16 protein-coding genes and 4 pseudogenes are annotated in these 25,942 nt (G+C 59.5%); 8 read left to right on the top strand and 12 right to left on the bottom strand.

The genetic code is table 11. The features are described 5' to 3' along the window. Positions 1–41 precede the first annotated feature (41 nt). The 4 genes and pseudogenes from P0D96_RS34915 to P0D96_RS34900 form a co-directional block, all read left to right on the top strand. The gene (locus tag P0D96_RS34915) at positions 42–2,543 is read left to right on the top strand and encodes a spermine/spermidine synthase domain-containing protein (RefSeq protein WP_408318206.1); all 2,502 of its coding nucleotides are present in this window, start codon (positions 42–44) and stop codon (positions 2,541–2,543) included. Positions 2,544–3,042: 499 nt separating this feature from the next. Next, positions 3,043–4,034 (top strand): annotated as a pseudogene (locus P0D96_RS34910) (IS110 family RNA-guided transposase). Between the two features lie 2,311 nt (positions 4,035–6,345). After that, entirely contained in the window at positions 6,346–6,549 is a 204-nt protein-coding gene (locus tag P0D96_RS34905; RefSeq protein ID WP_408181270.1) for a cold-shock protein, read from the top strand. A gap of 82 nt (positions 6,550–6,631) precedes the next feature. After that, positions 6,632–7,569 (top strand): annotated as a pseudogene (locus P0D96_RS34900) (IS481 family transposase); the annotation flags it as partial. A gap of 134 nt (positions 7,570–7,703) precedes the next feature. Here P0D96_RS34900 and P0D96_RS34895 read toward each other — a convergent pair. The 3 genes and pseudogenes from P0D96_RS34895 to P0D96_RS34885 form a co-directional block, all read right to left on the bottom strand. After that, positions 7,704–8,102 (bottom strand): response regulator, encoded by a 399-nt coding sequence (locus P0D96_RS34895; protein ID WP_408181269.1) that lies wholly within the window; start codon positions 8,100–8,102, stop codon positions 7,704–7,706. A 202-nt stretch (positions 8,103–8,304) separates the two neighbouring features. Next, positions 8,305–8,736 (bottom strand): response regulator, encoded by a 432-nt coding sequence (locus tag P0D96_RS34890; RefSeq protein WP_408181268.1) that lies wholly within the window; start codon positions 8,734–8,736, stop codon positions 8,305–8,307. 74 nt (positions 8,737–8,810) lie between these two features. Then, positions 8,811–8,897 (bottom strand): annotated as a pseudogene (locus tag P0D96_RS34885) (carbon starvation CstA family protein); the annotation flags it as partial. Positions 8,898–9,164: 267 nt separating this feature from the next. On the opposite strand from P0D96_RS34885, the gene P0D96_RS34880 reads away from it, so the two are divergent. Further along, complete coding sequence (locus P0D96_RS34880) at positions 9,165–9,425, top strand: transcriptional regulator (protein ID WP_408181267.1); 261 nt, start codon at positions 9,165–9,167, stop codon at positions 9,423–9,425. A gap of 862 nt (positions 9,426–10,287) precedes the next feature. Here P0D96_RS34880 and P0D96_RS34875 read toward each other — a convergent pair. The 5 genes and pseudogenes from P0D96_RS34875 to P0D96_RS34855 all read right to left on the bottom strand — a co-directional run bounded on the left by P0D96_RS34875 (position 10,288) and on the right by P0D96_RS34855 (position 16,936). Next, positions 10,288–10,506, bottom strand: a complete 219-nt coding sequence (locus tag P0D96_RS34875) for a hypothetical protein (protein WP_408318183.1) — start codon at positions 10,504–10,506, stop codon at positions 10,288–10,290. A gap of 838 nt (positions 10,507–11,344) precedes the next feature. After that, positions 11,345–12,115: a DUF3047 domain-containing protein gene (locus tag P0D96_RS34870; protein ID WP_408181265.1), complete on the bottom strand. Its 771-nt coding sequence runs from the start codon at positions 12,113–12,115 to the stop codon at positions 11,345–11,347. An 860-nt stretch (positions 12,116–12,975) separates the two neighbouring features. Then, positions 12,976–13,077 (bottom strand): annotated as a pseudogene (locus tag P0D96_RS34865) (IS6 family transposase); the annotation flags it as partial. A gap of 140 nt (positions 13,078–13,217) precedes the next feature. Then, complete coding sequence (locus P0D96_RS34860) at positions 13,218–14,942, bottom strand: cation:proton antiporter domain-containing protein (RefSeq protein WP_408181275.1); 1,725 nt, start codon at positions 14,940–14,942, stop codon at positions 13,218–13,220. A 443-nt stretch (positions 14,943–15,385) separates the two neighbouring features. Beyond that, positions 15,386–16,936 carry a sialidase family protein gene (locus P0D96_RS34855; protein WP_408318182.1) on the bottom strand — a complete coding sequence of 517 codons (1,551 nt, stop codon included), beginning with the start codon at positions 16,934–16,936 and terminating at the stop codon, positions 15,386–15,388. Between the two features lie 121 nt (positions 16,937–17,057). Here P0D96_RS34855 and P0D96_RS34850 point away from each other — a divergent pair, with 121 nt between their 5' ends. From P0D96_RS34850 to P0D96_RS34840, 3 genes are all read left to right on the top strand, one after another. Then, on the top strand, positions 17,058–17,381 hold the full coding sequence (locus tag P0D96_RS34850) for a hypothetical protein (RefSeq protein WP_408318180.1): 324 nt from the start codon (positions 17,058–17,060) through the stop codon (positions 17,379–17,381). Between the two features lie 635 nt (positions 17,382–18,016). Further along, positions 18,017–18,232 carry a hypothetical protein gene (locus P0D96_RS34845; RefSeq protein ID WP_408181262.1) on the top strand — a complete coding sequence of 72 codons (216 nt, stop codon included), beginning with the start codon at positions 18,017–18,019 and terminating at the stop codon, positions 18,230–18,232. Between the two features lie 326 nt (positions 18,233–18,558). Further along, on the top strand, positions 18,559–19,125 hold the full coding sequence (locus P0D96_RS34840) for a hypothetical protein (protein WP_408181261.1): 567 nt from the start codon (positions 18,559–18,561) through the stop codon (positions 19,123–19,125). A 1,148-nt stretch (positions 19,126–20,273) separates the two neighbouring features. Here P0D96_RS34840 and P0D96_RS34835 read toward each other — a convergent pair. The 4 genes from P0D96_RS34835 to P0D96_RS34820 form a co-directional block, all read right to left on the bottom strand. Next, entirely contained in the window at positions 20,274–21,299 is a 1,026-nt protein-coding gene (locus P0D96_RS34835) for a porin (protein ID WP_408181260.1), read from the bottom strand. 238 nt (positions 21,300–21,537) lie between these two features. Next, positions 21,538–22,581 carry a porin gene (locus tag P0D96_RS34830; RefSeq protein WP_408181259.1) on the bottom strand — a complete coding sequence of 348 codons (1,044 nt, stop codon included), beginning with the start codon at positions 22,579–22,581 and terminating at the stop codon, positions 21,538–21,540. A gap of 238 nt (positions 22,582–22,819) precedes the next feature. After that, complete coding sequence (locus tag P0D96_RS34825; protein WP_408291005.1) at positions 22,820–24,229, bottom strand: uracil-xanthine permease family protein; 1,410 nt, start codon at positions 24,227–24,229, stop codon at positions 22,820–22,822. Positions 24,230–24,379: 150 nt separating this feature from the next. After that, positions 24,380–25,678, bottom strand: a complete 1,299-nt coding sequence (locus P0D96_RS34820) for an MFS transporter (protein ID WP_408291003.1) — start codon at positions 25,676–25,678, stop codon at positions 24,380–24,382. Positions 25,679–25,942: the final 264 nt, after the last annotated feature.

Here is a 25,942-nt window from a genome sequence, read left to right as displayed (position 1 = left end):
AGCGCATCCTTCATGCCGCATCCATTCCCATTCACGCGATCATGCCCACTGCGCCTTTGCTCGCCCTCTCCCTGCTCTCGGCCGCAGCGCTCGGCTACGAGATCCTGTTGATGCGCCTGTTTTCCATCATCCTTTGGCACCACTTCGCCTATATGATGATCAGTGTCGCCCTGCTGGGATACGGTGCAGCCGGTGCGATGGTGGCGTTAGCGCAGCGCTGGCTAGCGCCCAGGTTTACGGCCGTGTTCGCTGGCGGCGCCATTCTGTTCGGCGTTTCCGCGGTCGCCTCTTTCGCGCTTGCCCAGCGCGTCGCGTTCAACCCCCTGGAGATTCTGTGGGATCCGCAGCAGCCGCTGCGCCTGCTGCTGATTTATCTGCTCCTGTTCGTCCCTTTCTTCTGCGCCGCGACCAGTGTCTGTCTCACCTTCACACGGTTCAATGATCAGATTCCCCGCATTTACAGTTTTGATATTGTGGGAGCCGGATTAGGCAGCCTCGCCATCATCGTTGCGCTATTTGTCCTTGCTCCGCTGGATGCGCTTCGCCTCCTGGGCGGTGTGGGTCTGGCGGCAGCGGCGCTGGCATGCATCGAGTGTCGCTGGCATCGAAACTGGTTGCCGGTGCTGTTGGTGGGAGCCGCGGCCATTTCGCTGACCATCCTGCCACGCGACTGGGTCGCTCTACGGCCGTCCGAGTACAAGGAATTGAGCCAGACACTGCGCATCAAAGACGCACACGTGATCGCTGAAAGCTCGAGCCCACTGGGTCTCATCACGGTAGTGGAAAGCCCTTTGATTCCTTTCCGCCACGCACCGGGGCTGAGCCTCAACGCGACCATGGAGCCGCCGCCACAGTTGGGAGTGTTTACTGATGGTGACGGGCTCTCCGCGCTCAATCGCTATGACGGACAGCGCGAGTCACTCAGTTATCTGGACTACCTCACCTCCGCGCTTCCCTACCACTTGCTGGAGCGCCCCAGAGTCTTGGTACTTGGCAGCGGCGCCGGGGCCGATGTGTTGCAGGCGCTTTACCACCAGGCGAGCGCAATCGACGCGGTGGAACTGAATCCGCAGGTGATCGACGCGGTGGAAGGCCGCTTTGCCGACTTCTCCGGCAAGCCTTACAGCGCACCCAACGTTCACGTCTTTACCGGCGAAGCGCGAAGCTTCATCGCTGGGCACGGCGAGCGCTATGATCTCATCCAGGTCGCGCTGCTGGATTCGTTCAGCGCCACGTCGGCCGGTCTTTACGCGCTTTCCGAGAGCTATTTGTACACGGTGCAGGCGTTCCAGGATTATCTTCGCCATCTCAACCCAGGCGGCATGCTGGCGATTACGCGCTGGGTCACGCTGCCGCCACGCGACATCCTGAAATTGTTTGCGACGGGGATGCTGGCCATGGAGGGCGTCGGTGTGGCGCAACCCTCCCGCCGGCTCGTGCTGATCCGCGGCTGGAAGACTACGACGCTGCTGGTCAAGAACGGAGAGTTCAGTGGCGTGGAAATCGTCGCACTGCGGAACTTCTGCCGTGCGCGCTCATTCGACGTCGGATACTACCCCGGGATGCACGCCGCGGAAGCGAATCGCTACAACGTGCTTGAAACGCCATACTTCTTCGAAGCCGCGCAAGCCTTGCTGAGCCCCGATCGCGACAAGTTCTGGGCACGCTACAAGTTCGATGTTCGACCCGCCACGGACGACAAGCCGTACTTCTTTCACTTCTTCAAATGGCGCTCGCTGCCCGAACTCCTCGCCTTGAAGGAGCAAGGCGGGTTGCCTTTGCTGGAATGGGGCTACCCGGTGCTGATTGCGACCCTGCTTCAGGCCACATTGGCAGCTTTGATATTGATCCTCTTTCCGCTCTGGATGATAAGGCGCCGCCAACGCCTGGCTCACAGCTCGCCATCGTCAACGACAACCCTTGTCGACAACGCCACTGCATCAGCGGCCTTATCCGGGCGGCGAGTTGCTATCTATTTCCTCGCGATTGGTTTCGCCTTCATGTTCGTCGAAATCGCGTTTATCCAGAAGTTCATCCTGTTCTTGAGTCACCCGCTCTATGCTGTTGCGGTGGTGCTATGCGCGTTCCTCTCGTTTGCCGGACTGGGAAGCCGATATTCGCAGCGCCTGCAAGGGGGCGGAGCGCACCTACCCAGCCCCGCGCCAGGGTCGCGCTGGAATAGAGGTCGCCCGTCCCTGCTGACGAGGGCCGTCTTCGCGATCTCCCTTATCTCCCTGCTCTACCTGGCCATCCTCCCCACTCTGTTCCGACTGCTGATTTCCCTGCCCGATCCAGCCAGGATCGCTATCTCCGCGCTGCTCGTCGCACCGCTCGCGTTTGCGATGGGAATGCCCTTCCCACTGGGACTCGGGCGCGTTGGCGCCAGCGCCGAAGCGCTGGTGCCCTGGGCGTGGGGCATCAACGCCTGTGCTTCCGTAGTGGCTGCAGTTCTGGCAACGGTGTTGGCGATCCATCTTGGATTTACCGCAGTGGTAGTGATAGCACTCTTGCTCTATGTCGCGGCGGCGGCCGTTTGTCCCTAATTCCGCTCTGAACGGGCCTAACCCGATGTCGACCGGGCCGCTGCCAAAGCCCGCATGCGACCAAACTCCACAGCCGTCGGCGTAGCCAACGGCGCTCCGTCCCTGGCCAAAATTCAATCGACCCTCTGGGCCGCGCATCACGCGTCAGACCGTAGCCGACCGAGATGGAATGGACACCGCCCTACCTTGTATCTTGAAGATCATGATTTTTATTCTTCATGATGTGAGGCTGTGGAGCTTGTGGACGAAGGTGGGCGCGGTGGGCAACGTGTAACGTTGTCCACGGTAAGCTCACCGTTGCGCCGTAGGCGCATCGTCCACAAATCCACAGCCTGTCGTTAATTTTTTGTTGTTGATGTCGGTTTGGCAAAGCTCGTGCAGCCTGATCTCCTCCCTGGGGTTTGCAAGCCCGTCCCGAAGCACATGGCGCACGAGCCGAGCCGCTCATCGAAAGCCCGAACAGTTGCCTGAACCTAGTTCGCATAAGCAAGGATGGGAAATGACGAGCCTGCCAGATTCGACTTCCACACCAGTCACGATTGGCATTGACGTGGCGAAAACCGCGCTGGACATAGAGATTGGCCTGAATGCGCCGCCACTGAGTCTGACGAACAACGCCGAGGGCTTCGATACGTTACTGGGCCAGTTGGCGACGCGTAAGGTCGCACTGATTGTGATGGAAGCCACGGGTGGTCTTGAAACGGCTGCCGCCGCTGTATTGCAGGCTGCGGGTTTTGCGGTGGCGGTCATCAATCCCCGACGGGCACGAGATTTTGCGCGAGCGTTGGGACAACTGGCGAAGACCGATCGCATCGATGCACGCATCCTCGCGCAGCTCGGCGAAGTCATTGAACGCAGTCCGGAACGCGACAAGTTCGTCAAACCGCTGCCGACCGCAGAGCAGCAGGCCCTGGCGGCCCTGGTCACGCGCCGTCGTCAACTGATCGCCATACTTGTCGCCGAGCGCAACCGGCTGGCTCAGTCGCCTGCTGCAATCCGGCAAAGCATTGACACCATCATCGAAGCGCTGACTAAAGAACTCGATCGCATCGGCTGTGACATGGCCGGACACGTGCAGGCGAACTTCGCCGATCTGTCGGCGCTGCTCGTTAGCTTAAAGGGAGTTGGCAAGACAACGATTTCCACCTGATCTGCGAGGTTCCCGAACTTAGCAGACTGTCTCGCCGCGAGATCAGCGCGCTGATTGGTGTCGCACCGATCAACCGCGACTCCGGCCACATGAGAGGAAAGCGCACGATCTTCGGTGGCCGCAGCAGCGTGCGGCATGTGCTCTACATGGCGGCACTGTCCGCGACTCGCTTTAACCCTATCATCAAGATCTTCTATGACCGTCTCGTCGCGGCGGGTAAACCAACGAAGGTCGCCATCGTCGCCTGCATGCGCAAGCTCCTGAGCATCCTCAACGCAATGGTCAAAGCAGGAGCGCCCTGGAATGCATCGCTTCATCAGTCGGATCGCGAAAACGCTTGACGTTCAACACAGTTGCTTCGGGGACGCAGGGTGCGACAGTAGTGCCGAGGCCCGCCAGAACCGAACGGCATCAACGGTGCGCTCGATTAAACGCGAGACTCGCCGACTCCTGCGTTCGCGCTGCATGCCCCTCCACCAACACAACACCTCCGCTGGTCTGCCGACCCAACGGACAATGAGCTCCTTGGAACTTGCATGAAATCAGGGGGAACCGCATTTCCTCCGGCCTTAACAGCGGGGTCGCCCTGTAACCCTCGTCCCGCCTACGTTCGGTCAGCCGGGAGATGAGTCGACAGGTCGCCTGAGAGCAGGACATCGAGTCCTTCGGGCGTCCCTCGGTTCCCGCATGCGGCAGCGAGTCGCGAGTTGCACTAGTCGAAAGCTGTCGATTCCAAGTCTCACCCACGTGCGCCTTGAGCGATATTGACTCAGTGTGCAACCCGCTGTTATCGCGTCGGTGCCAACGCACGACGTGGCCTACACACCATGCCCGAGTCAGCGCGTAGAACGCCACTACCATCGTGACAAGGAGCCTTCGTACTACTGGCCGTTTTCCCTTGAGCCGCCCGGTCCACTGTTGACGTCGCTGTTCGCGCCGCTACGCGTGCCCCTATTTAGACCATTGGTCTTGCCGCTATTGGAACGCTCCGTCGCAGGATTACTGCGCGCCGCGCGGACGCCACCACCCGGGACGTCGGGAGAACCGTAGCCCGTCTCATTCGGGGCTTTCATCGAACCGGCGCCGACGCCGGGTGTCGGGAGCCCGCCAGCGCTGCCACCGGCTTGTGCGTATGTAATTGCCGACAGTGCCATCGCGAGAGTCGAAGCGAAAAACGTCCTGGTTATATGTTTCATGGCTCACCTCCATGCAAGCGTCTGCCGCTCGCATGAATAGGCGCCGCAAGGGATGTGCCTCGTGTCGCTGAAACTTCGCCGTTGCCAAGGCAAACGGGCCACGAAATCGGCACGACGCTCACGCAATGCCCGACGCTCCGCCGCGTTCTGCATTGCAGCGGGCCGCTCGTAGGCTCTCGGCTCTCGTGGTTTTCTGTTATGGATTGGCGCGTGCTGCGTGCGAGTTGGCCCATCATTTCGGTGGCCCAATTTCCATGTACCACACGTGAAAAATCGCGATGGAGGTTTTCCGGCTTACCCGTTGACCAGGAAATTGGCCGTGCTCTCATGCTCTCAATTGGGAATTCAAGCTAAGGTTCGCTCAGTTTGCCTTCCAGCACCCGTTGGCGCTCACTTTCCGATAGCCCGGTTGCTGAAGCGTACCGGCACTCTGCATCCCCCGAAATTTACCCTTCGCACCGCTAACTTCCCGCAGGCCGTTGAAAGCAGAACGCGGCTCGCCCTGCTAAGGCGGGCGCGCTCATCCTTACGCGATTGAATCCGAGGCCGGCAGCGCGAACTGACCTAATACCCCACGACTTCCAGAAGCATGCGCAACGCCTCCGATGAACCCTGGACCGGCTCAAGGGCGCAGCCCTGGCCGAATGGACTTGCGAGCGACTTCCTTTTCCAGCTACACGCCCTGATAGATCATATAAATGTGATGCCTGCTTCGGAGCGGCAGGCGTTTTCGAATTGACGGGTAAACCCGGTTTATTCAGGAGTGGTGTTTCCTGTATCGTTTTCATTACGTTTAGAAAGCCATACTAAACATCTGACTAATAGCCCTGTTGGCAAAGGGCCGGACGCACGTTGTGCGCAACATGCCGTTAGTCAGAAAAGCTATATAACTGAGAGAAAACATTGTGAAAATTGCCGCCAAAGCAGGCGCCTGGGTGAGCCCCTACACGCCTCATAACCTTGACACTGCAATTACGCATCTTGAGCGAGTCCTGTGCGCGGACGGTGCCGATTCGCTGTTCGCACAGACTTACTGGCGCGGTCGGGTTCTTCAGGCGTACGCAACGCCCGGACTCTTGCGACGGCAACAGGAACGGCTGCAACGACTGCTTGACCGGCTCGCCAGCGCTCCCGCAGATTCCAGACGTCGGATGCAGGCCGCCCGAGAATGCTCGCTCCACTTGGCGGGCGTCCGATGGGCGCAGGCCTAGAACGGCTGACTTGCGTCACACAAGCAGATGACGGGGCTGCATGTCTTCGGGTCGGACAGAACCATCGCAGCAGGCATGCATTGCAAACCGAATAACGATTCGCAAGCCCAGACACTGTTTTCCCCGGAAACAGGAAATAGCTTTTCCCACACGCGTCCGCACGCGTGCAACGACGCATGCAGCGCAACTTTTTGAATTTTCAACACCGGGTCAATGACTCTTTTTAACTTCCTTGGAATCAGATAATGCAGACGGGCAAAGTGAAGTGGTTCAACGATGCAAAGGGCTTCGGTTTCATCTCGCCGGACGATGGTGGCGAAGACCTGTTTGCCCATTTTTCCGAAGTGAAGTCGGAAGGCTTCAAGTCTCTTAGCGACGGGCAAAAGGTCAGCTTCGAGGTCAAGCTGGGACCAAAGGGCAAGCAGGCAGCAAATATCCAGGCGCTCTAGGAACATGCCGCAAGACATCGTTTCAACTAGAATGAAGCGATGGACCGCGAGAATGTGACTCGATCACGTTGGGTGCTGATGTATCACGAGACCGACACTTCGTAAATGGTTACGACGCTACCGGGATGCTGGAGAAGAAGGCCTGCGCTCTCAAAGTCGCCGCCCTCTCAACAGTCCAAACCGAAAGGTTTCCGAAGCTGATCGGGCGACGATTCTCCGGCTGCGTGCAGAGCGCAAGGGAGCACGCCGGATTCAGAACGAGTTACGGCTACATGAACAAAGAGAACTGTCCCTCGCGACCATTCACAAGGTTCTGACCAAGGCGTCTGTGAAGCCGTTAGTGCGTCCCAGCCGGCCGGCAAATCCCAAACGCTATAGCCGCCCGGTTCCCGGAGATCGAGTCCAGATGGACACGATGAAGATCGCGCGAGGCGTCTATCAATACACGGCCATCGACGACTGCTCGCGCTTCCGCGTACTGACTGTCTATCCACGCAGCAACGCCCGTAATACGCCGCTTTTTCTTGATCGCGTCATCGAGGATGATGCCATTTCCGGTCCAGCGTATCCAGACTGATAGGGGCGGCGACTTCTTCGCCGAATCAGTGCAGCGACGTCTGATGAGCGAGTGCATCAAATTCCGGCCGATCCGCCGCGCTCCCCACACCTCAATGGCAAGGTTGAACGTTCACAGCTTACTGACCTGAACGAGTACTGGTCCCACCACGCCCCGACCGAGGACGAGTTGACCGGCGAATTGACGAGTGGCAGTTCGACTACAACCGGCGCCGTCCGCACGGCTCACTCGGTGGCAAGACGCCCGTCGACCGCATCGCAGAAGTGGGCGAAATCACACCTCTCGCGGAGCAGGTGGAAAGCGCCTACGACGGGCTGAAAAAGAGAATCCTGCATCGCGAATGGCGAGTTGACAAGACCCTTGCCGAACATCATTGGCGCGCCAAGAAAACGGCATTCATGAAACTGAAACGATGTCTGCGAATCGCACACTTAAACGGTTGACTGTACGTGAAGCGGGGCACGGCGTCACGAGCTCGGTGAGCAGCGGTAGCTCGCCGCAGTGCTGCGGCTCCCTGTTCGGCGAACGACATACTTGACGCAGGTCCTCGTTCTGTGGTCGCGCAACCCGGAGCCGATTAGTGCGAGGGAGCCGTAGTGCACAGGCTCCTCACGATGAGAGCGAGCTCAGATGGAGAGGTACCTTTCCGGCAGTACCCGTCCAAGCTCTTGCTGGCCGGATTTGCCATAACAAATCGTTTATCAGCGCACGTGTAAGCCAATATGAAAGGACTAGGAGCCGGAGCACAATGTTTCATTGCCTCTGCGGTTTCGAAACCGTCGCGCTGAGGCATCCAGATGTCTAGGAGAACTACGTCCGGAAACCAGTTCTTGATTGTTTCCAAAGCGTCGCCGCATCCGCCAGCAACGTGGGCTTCCATGCCATCTAGTGAGAGATACGGCGCAGTAGCAATAGCGGCGCCGCGATAGTCGTCGACGACTAGAACACGGGCGCACCAGCCCGACGGGCTTCGCACTGGTTACACACGAGGGAAGTCAACATGCGGGCCTTCCCTTAGCTAGGTTTTTTCGCTTTGCCCGGCCATCTCGAGAAGTCTGGATAAAACGAGGCCCAGGTCAGCGTCAAATTTACTGGCGAGATGATTGTTGGGCATAACAATTCCTCAGATAAGAGGCAGCGTGCCGGACTCCGAAAAGTCTACAGCTATGGAGCGCGCCTTATGCGTACTCGCATTGCGGCGGACGTGAACCCAGCCCACCAACCATTGCCCGAGGGCTTCCCGTACGCACTCGCGCCACGCCTGGACGGCGGGCGAGCCGGTGCAGGCGACGCAACAGTACCGTCACTGGAAAAGGCTTACGGAGAAAGCCGAACACCTTGATGTGAGGCCGTCTTCGCGCGTCCGATGTGAGGATGACGGGTACTGACGCGAGTTCAGGGTATTGCTGCAGCTTTCGCAGCAGTGCGATTCCATCCATCCCCGGCATTGCGCAGTCTGTGACCACAATATCAGGCCGACTTTCCAGAGCGAGGCGCAGCGCATCGCCACCATTGGTCGCGGTGCGAACGAGGTGCCCCTCTGCAGCTATCAGAATGCCAAGTGAACCGAGCAACCCCATGTCATCATCCGCAAGCAGAACCGTTGCCATAGCGCTGTCTCCACGAGCGTCCCTGCGCAGCTTCAATCCATCGCCAATTTTCATGGCAGCAAACAGTCAGCAACTGCGCCGGCGATTGCGGCGAAAAGATGGCCGAACAGCACCCACCTGTTAGTCGGTACGTAGTTCATACTGTCGTCGTGGCGCTCTGCCGCACAATGGCCTCGATTGACGAAGCGATGGAACCCATCGAGGCGAGCGGTGAACGGAATGCAGCCATGGAGTCGGAAAGCATGAAAGGGCCCAAGCGATAGAACGGCAAGCAATAGTGACGCTTGCTTCCTGGCAGTACGATACTGGGGCGACTACGACGCGTACCTCATGGGTGCGGTGCGCAGATTTCCACACTTGAGCGGGTGTCGTCGGTCCTCGTAACGATAGGGCTCCACGACGTCGCCGTTGAACACGAGGGGCCGAACATGCGGCTGATCGAACCGGATGAACACAAAGACTTTCTAGCGACCCTGGAGCGTAGCGGTTTTGCAGAAGGCGATTTCGCTCTTCTGGAAACAGATACGACGGACCCGAAAGGTGACGAGAACCTTGGTCTACAGGGCTACGTCACCATAGCCCGGCTATCGACGCAGGTTACGAAAGAATACGTGATCGGCGACGAAAGCGATTGGCTACAGCATTTCACGAAAGATCTCGAAGCAGGCGTCTTCAACAGGCCGGAATGAGAGCTCGAATGCTATCGAAGTGCAGGTGAAAGATGACCTGGCCACGCGGGTGCTCGGACAACAAGCGGCACATTCAAGCCGCACTCGGCAGAACAGCTTCGTCTCCGACCCACCGGTTGCGTCTGGCCGGGATACGGCCGCCGGCACTGACGACCCTCGACCCCGTTGAGCTGTTCCGAAACGACTCGTGAACGGTAGCTTCCGGCCCGACATGAGCCAATCGTTTCACGTCAACTGCAACCTGCACGTTGTAGCCAACCGTTCCCGTGTGGCGCGTGCCTTCGCGCAGGGTTCCGTGAACCAATGTGCAAGACTAGCCTGGCTTGCCTTCGTGTTCGTCAACCGCAGCGCGAAGCCGATTGAACCCGTCTGCGAATGCACCCGACGCGTCACGGAATCGAGCAATTGGCATCGGAACGTTGCGTGCCTCGCCGATCGCCGCGAGTTGTATTGTCTGCGCGGCGATGTAGAACCCGGTAAGTGCGTCACCATCGACTGCGACGTCCAGTCTACATTCCCTATATAGCTCGTTGCGTCGCAGCATGCCAGTCTCCATCGTGATCTTCGAAGCACCGCTTGTCACGCCTTCCCGGGCCAAGCTAGCTGATGCTCGCTCATCGCCCACTCGTTAGGAGGAGTGCCATCAGCAGTATTCTGGTACAGCCAGCTTCCGCAGACCGTGCAATTCCGGTTGCTGCTGATTTTCGTTATGTGGCCCGACGGCCCGATTGCACTGACGCCGGAAGCGGCAAGATCGCCATGCGGGGGAACGCTGGATGGCTTGACAACTAATTCGCGACAGGCATTGCAAGGCTGCATAGCTGTCTCCAATGATCTGATTCGAGGAGTCTAAGCGCTCGGCCTATGCCGAGTTCTCGTCGCACCACTGGATCGCCCAGCGCTGCGCCGCCTCGATAGCGGCTGCGTCGGCGGGATAGTCGCCTAGATCGCCTGACCATTTGACCTCGACGGTGTCGCCGCCCACCGAGGCGCGCCGGTAGATCTTTGCACGGGCGTAGTAATGGCCGCCTTCATCGAGAGGTGACGCCTCGATATGGAAGTCCTTGTAGTCGAACTGCATCGTCGCCTCCCAATGAGTGGGGAAATCCTACAGGGCGACACTGCGCACAGCAATCGGTTGGGATACCAATCCGTTGCTGTAGGCTGTGGAATTCAGATGCGTGGAGCCTTGCCTGCTTGTTCCAGCATTCTTGATTCTTGATCAGTCGGATCGGCGACGCGATCACCTTGATCCGTGATCGTGATCGCCGGGATATATACCTCACGCACAACAGCGACGAGAGATCGTAGTCGACCCTTTGCGGACCGTCGGACTCGCCGCAAGCGGCCACTCAATTTCCTCGACGGTGCGCTGTATGCGGCTGATCAATGCAGCCAAGTCTTGCTTAGCGCCCACCGCGGCATTCATGTTAGGCTTGGCGCAATGCAAGGTACTATCCGCTTTCGCCGCCTGTGGAAGGGCAAAATGACACTCCCATAATAAAGCGCGAAATTCGATAAAAAAACACCACGCCGCAAGGACACCGCGATCCCCAGTTATTTTCATAGATATCTTCCCTCCGCCCGGCCTGGGCCCGCGAAAAAGAGGAGCATGAAAAGCAAGCTACCCGCGATCAGTGAAGGACGTTTCATACGTTGGCCACAGTTCACGCGAAACCCTTATCTTCGAAATGTTAGCGGCTCCGTTCCAGTGATGCGGATGTCAAGCGACGATTGAACGATCTAGGCGCCGATGTCGAACGGCTCAAACTGGCCGGTTGTACCCGCTGACCTACCCGCCACAAACCTGTCGTTGGCGCAAGGAGCATGGTGTCGACTGGCAGCTTACGGCGAAAGAACTGAACGACAGTCACTCGCATCGCTCCAAAGAGCTCAGTTAGTTCGGCGGCTTTAAGTTATCAAGGCCCGGTCAGGAACTCGACGTCTCCGTACCAGGCGCGTGTCGTAGTACTGGTATTGTCGGTATCGCTCAGCAGCCCGTAGCCGGTGATTCGTCCTGGCGGTTCGTGAAAGACCCGCTCGTAGTCGTGCACGATATTGCGGCGCAGGCTTTGCCACTGACCCGCGTCGCCGTGCTGACCGGAGACTATGATCATCTGTACGCGGTCCGTGTGAGGGTTGGCAATAACGGCGCCCGGCGCGGCGGCGGTCGACCAAATATACATCAGCGTGGCATAGGGCAACTCTTTGCCACCCAAGTTCTTTGCCAGGTCCATCTTGGCCCGGTCAAAAAACGATAGCTTGCTTTTGTCGCCGTCAAATAAGAACACCAGTCGCGCTGGCGCGTCTTCCTTCGATCCGACGCGATTGTCGGCGCCCTCGATCGGTTTTTCTGCTTTCCAGCGCCATGCCACGACGGGTGTGCGGACCAGGTCGATATTACCCTCGTGCATCAGCGCAGAAGCAGAGCGGTTCGCGTCCGCCCGCAGGACGGTGATGTGGTCGTCGTGAACGAGCGTGTATTGCGTCACAGGCTTGCCGTGCGCGACCGGCAGGTTCTTCCAGCCTGCGGGCAGTGGAGCGCCGGGCTCGATCGTGGAAAAGGCAATACCCGGCTTTTCGTCCTCGGCAAGGAGGGCTGGCGACGACAGAAGGAGCGCGACGCACACGGCGATCCAGACGGGCCGGGCTGTTTGTTTCCGCGCTCGATGAATCGAGTGAAGATGCATGGCTGGTCGCATTCGTCTTTTGGCTAGCATCCATTGTAGTCGGGTCAGCTGACGACATTTCAGCGGAGCCTTTACGCCGGCGGTTAGGTTCTGTTGATCTGAACGCCGGACCGTGAATCTGAAGCACAAGACCCAACCCTGCCTGAACGCGATAAACCGCGCAACCAGAGACGATGCAGATTGCCAGTTATCGTGTCCCGCTGGTGCACGAGAGGGTGTTCTTCGGCCATTACAGTCATTCGACTACCGGCGTTGGTAAGGCGGCTACGAGTCACTTCCCTGACACTCACTGGGCGGCGGTCGCGAATGACCGGCTTCACCGAACCCGGATGCGTACTTTCGACCCGAAGCTACCTGTCGCGCACACGCGTTGGCGAGTCCGCTAAGGGCCGCTGACCGGACGGTCGACAATAGGGAACCGCGAATACCGAAAGTGCCGACCTGGACCCCCAATTGCCGGGAGGCGTCGCTCTGCGGTTAGCGGCGGAAATACGTGACATTGACTGAGCAAGTCCAGCTTGCTCCGCTTCCTGAGCAGGTGCAGCTTGACGTCCCTGCGAAGATCCATCCCTTGGAGAGCCAATTCACCACGTCCTGCTCCGCTTTCTACGACAGTACTGTCGAGCAGTGCCGCCCGGCGCGGCAGGTCTGCAACCGGAGAGCGAGGGGCACTTCGCAAATCCTGCGAGCGAAGGTGCACGACGAGTCGTCGTTACCCCGTCGCGCCTAAGCGCACCAAGTAGAAAAATGCGGTAACCCAAATGCTTCCGCAGGAACACCATCGGCTTTGCGGATTTACCGGCAACGTAGTGCGTAAGCGCACGCCATACGTGGATGGCCTTCGAGTTTCTCGGTGTGTCAAGCAACTCCTCGACCATGCGCAGACTCAGCGGAAAACGGTAGTACAGCGACACTGCGTAGCTGATCACGTCGGCCGGGAAGCGGTATCCCGAGTAGGAGATCGCGTCGTTGGCAGGTGCGCTTTGCTGCAAGTCGGTTCGTTTCCCACTCGCAATTGTCGGTGCATTTCCGGCAACATGCCGGCAGCGTGACAATGCCAACGCGGGACATGTACCCGCGGACTACGAAACTGCGCTGGTGCTCAATCACTGCTGCCAGCAACCATGTCATCGGACGGAGCCTTCCCATATCGCTGCAATACAAAGTGACTCATTCCCTTGGCAAGTTCATTTTCACCGAAAAAGACTTTCTGGGCCGCTTCCCGCTCTAGCAGTATGGCCTCTTCTTCACTGTGAGTACGCACGACGACTTCGATCCCGTGATTGAGTATCCGGGCCGTCTTGATCATTTGACGCACTCTGAAGGTGTCGGGAATAGCGGCGACAAGCATGCCGGCTTGAGCGATATGCGCCTGAATCAGTACTCCTGGGTCCGAGGCGTCTCCGAAGACCGCTGCAATTCCGCCTTCTCTCAGTCGCTCGACGAGTTCGCGATTCTGTTCGGCCACGACAAAGGGAATAGCTTGTTCGGCGAGCTTCTCGCCGATACGCCGTCCAACTCGGCCATAGCCCACCAAAACAACTTGTCCCGACAAATACACTTCACTAGTCGCCGCAGGCAACTCGGCCAAGGGGTCATCCGGCCGTTCCAGTTTGCGGGCGAGCAAAGAGCGCGACCGGATCCAAACCTGAAGTGGCTCTACAGCTTTAAAAACTAGCGGGTTGACGGCAATTGAGATTAGTGCCCCGGCAAGAATCAAGCTTTGTCCTTCCAGCGGGAGTAATCCTAGGCGTCCCCCCAGCCCAGCTAAGATGAATGAAAATTCGCCAATCTGAGCCAAACTCGCTGACGCCGTGAGCGCGGTGTTCAACGGGTAGCCAAAGACGAGGACCAAACCGGCGGCGGCGATCGGGGTGCAGACAATAATTACGCCCAGCACGGCAACGACCCGAAGTGGTTGGTCGACCAGAATCATCGGGTCGAACAGCATCCCCACCGAAACAAAGAACAAGACGGCGAACGCGTCACGCAGCGGTAACGACTCTTCCGCAGCACGGTGACTGAACTCGGACTCGCGCATCATCATGCCAGCGAAAAATGCCCCCACAGCGAAGGATATGCCGAATAGCTTGGCAGCCCCGAAGGCAACGCTGACGGCTGTCGCCACAACGCACAGGGTGAATAACTCTCGGGAGCCCGTGCGGGCAACCTGCCAAAGCAGCCACGGAAAGGCTCTGCGACCAACCACCAGCATCAAAGTGATGAACGCTGCAATCTCGAAAAGCGTGATTCCGAGGGTCTGCCACAAATTCGCCGCGCCACTGACTGGGGTTTTGCCGCTGAGCCACCCACCCAAGGGCGGCAGTAGTACGAGCACGAGCACCATGGCAAGGTCTTGGACCACCACCCAGCCCACTGCGATATGTCCGTTCATTGACTCCAGGGCGCCACGCGCCTCAAGTGCCCTGAGTAACACTACGGTGCTCGCAACCGACAACGCCAGACCGAAAACTAGCGATCCCCCGAGGCCCCAATCCCAAGTAGCCGCTAAGCCGGTGCCAAGTGCCGTCGCGAAGGCCATTTGTATCGCAGCACCCGGCACAACGATCTTGCGCACCTTCATCAGGTCATCCAGGGAAAAACGCAGCCCAACGCCGAACATCAGCAACATCACACCGATTTCGGCAAGTTCTGCCGCAATCTCCGTATTGGCGACGAAGCCCGGCGTAAATGGGCCAATTAGCACCCCGGCCAACAGGTAACCAGCGAGCGCCGGAATTTTGATGCGAATAGCAAGAAAGCCCAGCACGAGGGCCAACCCAAGTGCGGTTGCGATGGTTGTGATCAAAGGAATGCTATGGGACATCAATTCGCCCTTATGGGAATTAATCGACAACGTTCACTGCTCCTGGGTATTTAATCGCTAACGCTGCGACGCTGCGCGCCGTGGTCGCGGAGAAACGTCTAACGGGCTCATCTTCGTCGTCAACGTCGGCGTAATAGTGGCCGTACGCTCGACTACGTGAACCGGGAGTAGACGGACACCGTATGTGCCTTCGGAGGTTCAGTGGCTTGGATCGGTCTGTTTCCATTCCCGGCATGGTCGGCAACCCCGTTCATGATTCTCGGTTTATAACGAAACTTTATGATGCTCGCTGACCGGGTGACCTGTTTATGTTGTGAATTGCTGAAAGGCTCGCCCGGAGCGTGCGTGAAGTCGTGCGGTGGACGGGTGGCTTTAGCCATTGCGGGCCCATGCCGCACTCGTGCGATCCGTGAAATAAATTGGGTTCAGCTTGGTTTATGGCATCAAATGCTCGGAAGTCGTTTTTTGATGAAGTGCGAGCTGCTTCGCGGCCGTCCGGTGTGTAACGAACTGCGGCCATTCAAACACCATGGGCCGCGCGCGGTCACATGGTGGCGGGGGTTCGGCGCTTTCCGAGGTTTGTCCAGGCCGTCGGAAACTTCGCATGGCGGTGTCCCGCTTTCGTCCGTGAAACACGGGATACAGTATGCAGGATGGTCTTCGCCTAGCGGCCCAGCGGTGCCGCTCGCATTCATCCGCCCGAGCATTAGCCACACACGGCTGTGCCCGCCCAATTTCATGCTGGTGTTGACGACGGCAATCCTGCCGTCGCCGCCGACAGCAAGTTTTTTGCCCAGAAGTCCCTGATGGCTGCCATTTGTCCCGCCCCGCTCGTCCTGGCTGCCTGGCACCAGTTGCGGCGGCAAAAAACTGTGCCCGTCATCGCGCGAGACGGTGAACTCCAGTCCCAGCGGCCGGGTTGAAGCACCTTGAAACAGTTCCCATGCGACGTGTAGCGTCCCTTGCCGGTCGACTGCCACGGCCGGATACGCGGCGCCGTTGCCGGCATGTCGCTGCGGCTGCGAGATAACCTGCGGAATGCCGAACTTACCCACACCGGCGATGGATTGGGCGTAGCGCACATGGTAGCGGCCCGACGGCCCGTCTTCGCTTTCCGCATATACCAGGTGCAGCGTGCCGGTTCGCCCTGCGGCCAGACGTGGCGCGTCGGCATGGCCGGGACCAGCCCCAACCACGTGCGGCCGCCCGAAGGTTTGGCCGCCGTCGTCCGACTGGGCAACGCTGATATCGGCACTGCGGTCAGCGCCGACCGTCCAGGCCAGGTAGACGGTTTGGCCGGGGCCGGTTGCCAGCGACGGGCCACGCGCCGGCCGCTTGCCGTCGCCGGCTACATGCACGGGCCGCGAAAAGCTGGCGCCGCCGTCGGTCGAGCGGGCCAGCCACAGCATGCCGTCGTACTCTGTCCACGCGGCCAGCAAGGCGCCGTCCGGCGCCATCGCCAGGTCAAGACTGCCGTTTGACCAGGTGTCGCGGTCCAGCCGTCCTTTGCCGTCCCCGCCACGCGAGTTCGACAAATTGATGGGCGCGGAAAAGCTGGCGCCGCCGTCGGTGGAACGCGCGAACAGGATATCGCCCCCATGCGATCCGCCGGAGAAAATGATCTCCTGCCAAAGTAGGCCGATCTTGCCCGGGTCTCCCGGCGCCACCACCATGCGAGGCAGCCAGGAAAATGTCGCCGGATTGCGCGACACGTTAACCGGTCGGCCTTGCGCAGTTCCGTCGGCTGAGAGCGACTGATGGAAAACATCTTTCTTCTTCTGGTCGACCCATGCCACCTTGACACCGTCGGCGGAATCGAAGGCAACCGTCGCGTCATCGACATAGTCGTAGCGCGAGTCGTTCTGGCGCCACGCCCCCTTTTCACCGCGGCCCTCGGCGATCTCGGTGATGCCGATCCACTCGACCAATGAGGGAGCGGCCGCGAAGGCAAGCACTGCCGTAAAGGCGAGCGCGGCGGCGGCAATCATATTCATTGTTCGGGTATCTCCTGCAGTCGCGCATCGGCGTGCGGATCCAGACAAAAGGGGAGCGGTTCGTCCTCGGGCCAGCGCTCGAACCGCGACGATTCCCGACGCTGGCCTTGGAATTGCGGCGTTGCTGTCGTCGTTTGGCTTGGCTGATGGGTTGGCACATGCTGTCGAATGCGTTGCTGTGATGCCGTTCCGCTTTATGACCAACCGGCGTCGTCCGGATCTCGCTTATGGTCAGGTGAGAGTAGCGCGCGACGTTATTTTTGCCATTTTTAAGCGTCTCATGATGAAAAGTAACAGCGATTTTTCCTCGAATAGCTACATTACAATAACCTTTCTTTTGTGCATCTATCAAAGGGAATTTGATGGTTCGATATCATCGTGGCGCAGCGATCCGGCCATCCATTACGAGGCAGGGCAACACGTTCGGAGCGCGCCTGTATCGTGAATAAGGACGGGGAATCTACCTCATTGGGCAATCCCGGTCAGTCCGCGAGTCCGAATTGCGCTTATGAATTTGCCGTGCGCAGTGCGACTGCTTTTGTCGATGGCAAACCCTGCCCCGCCATCCGTTCGGAGGCCGTCCAACCGCGTAAGGGGTACGGGAAACATTTATTGATGCGAAGCAGCACCAGGCAGGTCCTGCCGCGAGCAGCGTTCCGTCAAACATTCGCAGGCAGTTGATGACGGTTTCTCGCGGAGCACATTAGGGTTACTTTGCGCTGTTGCTTACCTTTAACCATAGCAGGGCGTGACATGAAGAAATCTCTCCGGGTAGCATTCCTGTTGGCTGCGGTGGCTCTTGCTGCATGCAACAAGTCTGGCGAAACGGCTGCGCCAAGCGCTGCTAGCGATACGTCGGCTGCTTCTGCACCGGCTGCGGCTGCCTCGGAAGCTGCTGCGGCATCGGGCGCAAGCCAGTAAGGCTTGGCCCCTAAGTCTCCTCACATGACTTACCAAGCCAAACTTGAGGACGCAGGCGCGGCCTGATTTGATGACGCGGTGGTCCGAAGCAGAAACGGCCGCGCACGAAAGGAGCCCAAATGTACAGATCTCAAATAGCAAAGTTCCAATACACCGCGCATGCGCGGTAAGCGCCGCACATACGACGTCACGCTTAACGTCGTGCAAAAGGATTCTGGTGTCTGTGCCTATGCCGCGTGGGTGCAATTCCAGCACGAATTTAAGGGTAGCGGATTGATCCTGCCACTTATTGCCAACACACGTGACGGCGCCACAAAGGAAGCCCGATTACGTATCGAGAAGGACATTGAATATCTCGCCGGCATCGTCGAGTGAGTGACAAGTGACGAACTCCGGGCCGGATCAAGCCATCTCGGTGCTGCGCCGGAATTGCAGGGTGCCTTCTTGCGCCCCACACGTCGTATTCGCACAGCAGCATCCGCAGCCGTTTCGTTAGCCCGGGAAGAGACGATGCCGACAAGCGAGATGTTCCGGCTACCTAGCTCCGACGCCCCCGCGATTTACTTTGCCGCCGGTTAGGGGCCGTCGTCAGTTTTTTGGTCACCCACGGCCCGCGCCTGGCATCCATGCATACGAGACGTGTGCCGTAGCTTTGAGGCACAGGATCGTCGAATCGTCAGATTTTTCCCGCGGAGGAAACCATGAGTAAAGAGCACCTGGGTGATCGCGCGAAAGCGATGGAGGAATCTTTTTTTGCCAGGCAGAACGAAGCGCTTCGCCAACGCCTCAGGGAGTCGGAAGATACTAAAATAAAAAAGCAGGCACTCTCCGCTGCTTCCGGCATCACCGATGACGGTCTGCTCGACAAGCTTGTAGCGCTCAACCTTCAAGGCGAAATGCTGGCCGCCCTCTCCCTGGTTCCCTTGGTCGTGGTGGCCTGGGCGGACGGCCGCATCGATAACGGTGAGCGGACCGCTGTGCTTTCTGCGGCAGAAGAAGGGGGCCTCAGCAAACATGAGGTGAACTATCAACCGCTCGAGCAATGGCTCGCAGAGCCACCACCTCCCGAAATGCTGATTAAATGGAAAGCGTACATTGAGGCGCTTTCGGCCACGCTGAACGAGGAAGCCAGACAAGCGCTCAAGGCGACCCTTCTGGGTCGTGCTCGGGGAATCGCGGAAGCGGCAGGAGGGTTTCTCGGCATTGGGAGCAGGGTTTCGAGGGCCGAAAAGGCCGTACTGGGCGAGCTTGAAAGATCTTTTCTGTAGGCGGCTGCATTGACAATCTCGACGCCGGCGACCCGGCGTGCCACACAAAGTCGCCGGTGGTTGATGTGATTCCAGCCTAGCGGCGCAACGTGCGGGATCAGGCTGTCGTCGTTGGTTTGGCTCGATTTTGTGCGGCTCGTGAGTGCACGTGAATCGGGCGGCGAAGGTCGTCTGTAAAAAATGCTTTACAGATCGAAATTTCGGTCCGGTCGGCATTAAATTGATTTTCCTGCGGCGTACGTCAGGCGCCCGTTCAGTAAACAGCTCACGTGTGAGGTCGCGGCCCACCGGAGACCGTTCAAAAGTTGGGGAGGTCGATTTCGTCTGACCGCACTGGCTTATGGCAGGGTTGCAGGGTCTGTTCGGTGCTCGGTGCCGGCCTGGCAATGCTACCGTGGTGCATTCACCGTGTCGCGAGGCGGCTATCTTGAACCCCGAGATGCGATGTGACGAGAATTCCCCGTTCAAAACCGCGACTCTGACCTGCGCCATGCAGTGCGCTCCTTCACCAGTCCAGCGCATCTGTCGCTTCCTGGCCATACGGTAGCTGACAACCTGGTTCACCGCAGACTCGGCGATGCTGCTGCTGATCGGCAAGCCCTTGCGGTGCCGCGCGCTGTAGTTGACCAACGTGGGCGCGTTGTTCCTCAGGTAACTGGAGACGGTGTTCAGATGCCACCACAGTGTTTTGAATTCGTATCCTTCTCTCGCCAGCAGCCGACTGTCCAGTGCCTTGATCCGTTCGACCGCCTTGCTGCCCTTGCCATGCCAGACCAACCACTTCGCGTGCGTGATTTCGGTCTCCACTGGCTCCTGGTCCATCGAGCCAATCATCTTGCTGCCGAACACGGGACGCAGCGCCGCCTGGAACTTCATCGCAATGTGGAACCAGTCGAGGATCCGGCCGCGAGCCAGTTGACTGCCCTCGACCGTCTTTGCAAATTCACCAGCGTCGTCGCTGATCACGGTCACGCGTTCATCGCTCGCCACACGGCTCCGACTGAGTCGCCGGCATCCAGTCGCTCCCCGGCGGCTCGTATCGATGAGGGCTCGCGTCCGGCGCCCCACCGGGAAAGATCAGTGCAACCTTCGAGCCCGTGTTGCATGGGCTCAAAGATATTCGACGCGTCCCTCACGTCCGGTTCGGCTTAGAAAAAGTGGTTCATGCCGAACGAGACGCCCGTCTGTTTTTCATGCAAGGACGGGTTCAGCGTTGCATTGGTCACGTAGCCACCCGTGAAATGCGTGTAGTCGATATCGGCGTAAAGCTCAGTGTTTTTCGACAGCGCATAGCTGACGCCCAGAATGGCGACGTCCTTTCTGCCGTCCACGCCGTTCGTCGCGTTCTTGTCGTCGTAATACGCACCCGTTACGTTGAAGACCGACGACGCGTGATAGCGAAAACCGCCCCACAAATATTGATTGCGCGTCTCGCCGTGCGCCGTGGAGGGAACCGCCTGGGTTGCGAGCGAATAGCCACCCATCAGGTCGACGGGACCGAGCGTCACGGCGCCGCCCGCAGTGTATTGATTGTTGGCGAAATACGCGCTCGACGTGGCCGAAAACGGGTTTGAGCGATGCGTATAGCCCGCACCGAACTTGAACAGTTTGGTGTGGTAGTTCAAGCCGCCCGCAAGCATGGTGCCGCTAGCGAGACTGCCTGCCACGCCGCCCGGCGCATAGACCGCGCGAGCCGTCCACGGGCCGAAGTTGCCGTGGTAGTGGATAGCGTTGTCGTCGCGGCCGCTGGTGCCGCCCGAAATCGCCGCCGCTTCGGTAATGCCTAGATAGTGCAGGTCGAACGGCTCGAAGTCCTTGATCAACCTGTGCTGCAGCGTGAACTGATGGCCGATATTGACCTCGCCGAACGGGCCGCCTAGCCCGACGGTCGACGTACGCTGGAACAGCTGGTTGGTCGTGCTGCTGTTGGCACCAGTCGACAGAATGTAGCCCGCTTCCAGATTGAAGCGGGCGTAATATCCACCGCCCAGGTCCTCGATCCCGAGAAACCCCCAGCGATTCGATTTGTAGACGCCGTTCGATGCCATCGTCAGCGCCGCGCCGCCTGCCTTCGTGCCGTTCACGACATTGCGCAGGCCGCCGTCCAGAGAGCCATACAATGTAACGCTGCTTTGCGCGTAAGCGGCACTCCCTGAAAGCCCCAACAAGGTCATTGCGGCCACTGCTGGCCGCCGACCGAACCTGCGCGCGCCGCTCCCGGTCCTTCCACTCTTAAACATAGTTCCTCCATTGACATCGTTAAATTCGTGAGGCCGTGGTTGCACGAAGGTCGGGTTCGAACTGCATGCGACGGCCCATCATTGCTGTCTGAATTCGCGCACCCGCTTCTCTCCGGCGGAGCCGGATCGGCATGTCGCGCGCGTCGTCGGCGTCGTCGGCGCCGGCAGTCGATCAGAACTGTGTGCGCAGACCGCCACCGATCGTGGTGCCGCTCGACATCCTGGTCGCGCGATCGGACAGCACCGCCGCATAGATGTCGGTGCGCGTTGATAGCGGGTAGTCATACGAGAGCGCCCAGGTGTTGCGATAAACCGAGCTATGGCCGCTACTCTTCGAATACGCGTCCGAGCCGAGAATCCTGCCGAGGCCCACTGGAATCGAGAAGCCGATCTGACCGGTATCGATGCCGACGTCGCCATTCGAAATCGAATCCCACACGTGCTGGTACTGGCCAAACAGCTTCACGTAGTGAAGGTCGTACGACATGCCGAGGTTCACCACCGACTGCGTCGTCAGTCCCGGCAGGACGGTGTCGAGGTCGCCGGCGTTCAGGCTGTACTTGATCTGCTGATAAACAACCGACGTCGCGAAAGCGCCGCGGTTGTACGAAATCTGGCCGCTCCACTTGTTCTGGCCGAGATGGCCTGGGTCGTTGCCGAACGAGTACATGGCTCGGCCGATGAGGCCGCCGAACGACGGCGATGCGTAGTACACGGCGTTCCACCACTCGCCCGCATTGCCGAATACGCCCTGGCCGTTCACGCCGACGTAGCTGTGCAGCACGCTCGGCGAGAACACGAATGAGTTCCCGAAGGGGTTGAACGTAATGGTCGAGAACCACAGCAGCGGCGGAATCAAACCGGCAGTCGCCGTGCCGTATGGGCCGGTCACTCCCACGTATGCGTTACGCGAGAACAGGCCGTCATGCGGGAAACCGGTGCGGCCCATCGCGCCGTTCTCGATATTGAAATAGCTTTCGAGGTCGAAGATGACCTTCGTGCCGCCGCCGATGTCCTCCGACCCGCGTAGGCCGAAGTACGGCGCCGTCATGCCGCCGTTACCTGCGATCACGCTCGACTGACCGTTCATCGGCTTCTTGTAGCCGACGAACGCATCGAGAAGCCCGTAGAGCTGCACGCTCGATTGCGCGTGGGCCACCTCGGCGAACAGCGCTGCGCCGACAATGAGCGCTTTCATCCCCAACTTTATTTTCATCTATGTCTCCCGCCTTTCCAAACCTGGATTCATGGCTGCGAAGCGGCGCGCCTTCGAACACGTTGATATGTGTCGAATGACGCTCCGAGCGCTCGCTCTCTTTATTGATACGTAGTACAAAGTATTAAATCTGTATTACGGCGTTTTTCCCGGTGTCTGCGCACTACATCCAGAAATAACCGTGGGTCGAAGAGTCCGGACAGGCCGCTGCCCGCCCGGACATGTTTTGCGGCGTTTCCTAAGCCTGGTTCTGCGTGCGGGAAGGCCTGGCCGCCGACGCGCTCGACGGCTGCTGCTTCGAGCAAAGCAGCGAGTGTAATGCGACGAGCGTGAGTCCGCCGGAGATCACCGGCTGCTGAAGCACGAGCTGGAGCATCAACGGCATCGCATGAATTACTTCCGGTGAGATGAACAGACCGCCGAGGCCAACGAGAAACGCGAGCCCCGACGCGATCAGGCGGCGATCGTCCCACTCGACCTGCGCGAGAATATGTACGCCATGCATGAAGACAATGCCGAACAGCAGCGTCGCGGCGGCCGAGATCACCGGAATCGGGACGACGACGAGCAGCATGTCGAACTTCACGCAGCCGCCGAGTACGATCAGGAGGATGCCTGCGGCGAGCGTCACGAAGCGCGAACCGATGCGTGTGGCGCGCAGAATGCCGATGTTGTCCGGATACGCGATCGTGCTGAAGCCACCCCACACTGCCGCGACCACCGAGCCGAGCGCGACGCCGAACAGGCCTTCGGACATGCGGCCTGGGCTGAGCGTCTCTTCGCCCCATTCGGCGACTGTCTGGTAGAGGGCCATCGATCCCATGCCCGCCGGAATCAGCACGAGCAGGAACACTGCGACGAGATCGAGGCGCACGCCGAAACCGAACGGGAAGATGCGCGGCTCGACGAGAAGCGGCGCAGCGGCCACCGCCGCAAACGAAACCGGCTCGAACAGCGTGTAGGCCAGCGTGCCGAGCGCAAGGCCGAGCAGGATCGCGACGCGCCGCAGCCGGCGGCCGCCCCAAAGCATCGCGAAAACGATACCGGCCACTGCGACCGCGCCGGAAAGCAGGTTCACGACCGGAAAGCCGGGGCTTTTAGCGCTGCCGATCCAGGTCGGCAGCGCGACGCTGGCAATCTGCACCACGATCAGCATGACGATCATTCCGGAAATGATAGGCAGGCGCAAATGCCTCGCGAACATGCCCGCCACGCTGCGTCCACGGATCGGCACCGTGAGCACGCACCAGATCAATGACGCGGCGAAGAACGACCCGAATGCTGTACCCAGGCCACCCGACTGCAAATGACCGACCGTCAGGAGCGCACCAAAGCTGCCTGCGTAGGGACCCTGCGCGATCGGCAGACGCAGCAGCAGCACCGACTGCAGAATCGTGACAATTCCGCAGGCCATGAAAGTCATGCCATACAGGTACGCGATCTGCGGATCGGACAAATGAAACGCGCGGCCGAGAAGTCCCGGGAACACGAACATGCCCGTCATTCCGAACACGTTCTGCAGCGCGAGCACGGCCAGTTGTGGGAGTGGCAACCGCTCGTTGATTCCGACGTCGAAGACGCGCGCGGATGGACTGTCTGCGGTGGCCTCCCGGATCGAAGCGCCGGATTTCGGCATGTCTGTGCTCAAGGTGTGTTCCATTAGGCCAAAAACGAAATCCTGTCCGGCGACTCGACTGGGGCCGCGTCGCACCCGTTCCCTTCGAGCGCTATCGCACGAAGGAAACACCTGTATCGCCGGGGCGGACGATTCCGCCTGCCCGGTAGTCTTCAGTGATCCTCAGTTGTCGAGCGGAACGCCCTTTGTCTCGGGGCCGAACCAGATCGACACCATGCCGACAATAAAGAGCAGCGACACCGCCGCCGATGCAGCCGGGAACGAACCAAACTTCGCGACCACCGCATTGCCGGCGATCGGACCGATACTTGTCAGCGCGCGGGCCATGTTCCAGCAGAAGCCCTGCCCTGTCGCACGCACGCGGGTCGGAAAGAGCTCGGGCAAATAAGCGGCAAAAGTGCCGAACGCGCCAATGACGAAGTAACCGTACACCGGCATCAGCCACAGCACCCGGCCGATGTCATGCACCGTCATGAACAGCACGAGCGACACCACGAGTGAGCCTGCCGAAAAGATGAAGTACGACATGCGCCGGCCGAGTGCGTCGAGCATCCAGATCAGCGTAAGGTAGCCGAGCGTCGCACCGATCATCATGAGAATGAACGCGTAGCTGACCGTCCTGCCGACGTCGCGATGATCAATGGCTGCAGCCGACAACTGGTGAATCCAGCTCGGCAGAAACGTGAGACCGCCCCAGCAGCCCAGCATGGCAGCCGACGAGATGATCACGCCGATGATTGTCTTGCGGCGTAATCCCGGCGCGAAGATGGCGGTGAAAGTTTGCATCGCCGATTCGGCTATGACGCTGTCGCGCACTTGCACCCAGCGTTGAGGCTCAGGCACGAAGCGGCGCACGAGAATCGTGACGAGCGCGGGCGCGGCGCCCACGCCGAGTACGACGCGCCAGCCGAAGCGGCCAAGCAGCAGGTTGTCGAGCGCTGCCGCGAGAAAGCCAAACGCGAACGCCATCTGCATGATCTGCATGGCGCGGGCGCGTTGGCGACCGGGCCATGATTCGGCGACGAGCGCGGCCCCTGCCGCCCATTCACCGCCGATGCCGAAACCGGCCAGCGCCTGTGCGACGGCAAGCTGAGGCCAGGTCTTCGAAAATGCGCTCAGCAGCGTGAAGGCCGCGTAGATGAGGATGGTCCAGCCCATCACACGAGAGCGGCCGAACCGGTCCGCGGCCACCCCGAACAGCACGCCGCCGATGCCCCACGTGAGCAGCTTGCCCGCAATGATGTAGCTGCCGATCTTGCTGATTTCGGTCGCGTCGGTGCTGTGCAATAGCTGGCTCACGCTCGGCACGAGCACAAGCGTGAAGAGATTCAGATCCATCGAGTCGAACATCCAGCCGAGGAACGCCGAGATCAGCGCCAGCCACTGGTAGCGCGACAACCTGAATCCCTGAGACTCGGCCGAAGCCACCGGCGCCGCCTTGGCGCCCTGCGATATGCCCATTCTTCCCGTCTCCTATCTGCCGCCAAATAAGCGAGCACGTTGCTCGATGCGGGTCGTAGCGCCCGATTTCGTCATTTGGCGGAGTATATCGTAATGCAGTGTGATTGCAATACAGATTATTGTATTACTGTCTGCCGATCCTTTGGCCACGGGAGACGCCTACGGCGCGGCGTCATACAGGGAGGTATCGAAAGAAATGAGCGATGTCCGCAGCCCGCAAACCCGTCTGGGCCTAGGCGGGAAAGCGCGCTGGGAAGGGCTAAC

Source organism: Paraburkholderia sp. RL17-347-BIC-D (assembly GCF_046027915.1).
Classification (GTDB): domain Bacteria; phylum Pseudomonadota; class Gammaproteobacteria; order Burkholderiales; family Burkholderiaceae; genus Paraburkholderia.
This window is presented reverse-complemented; position numbering and strand designations above follow the sequence as displayed.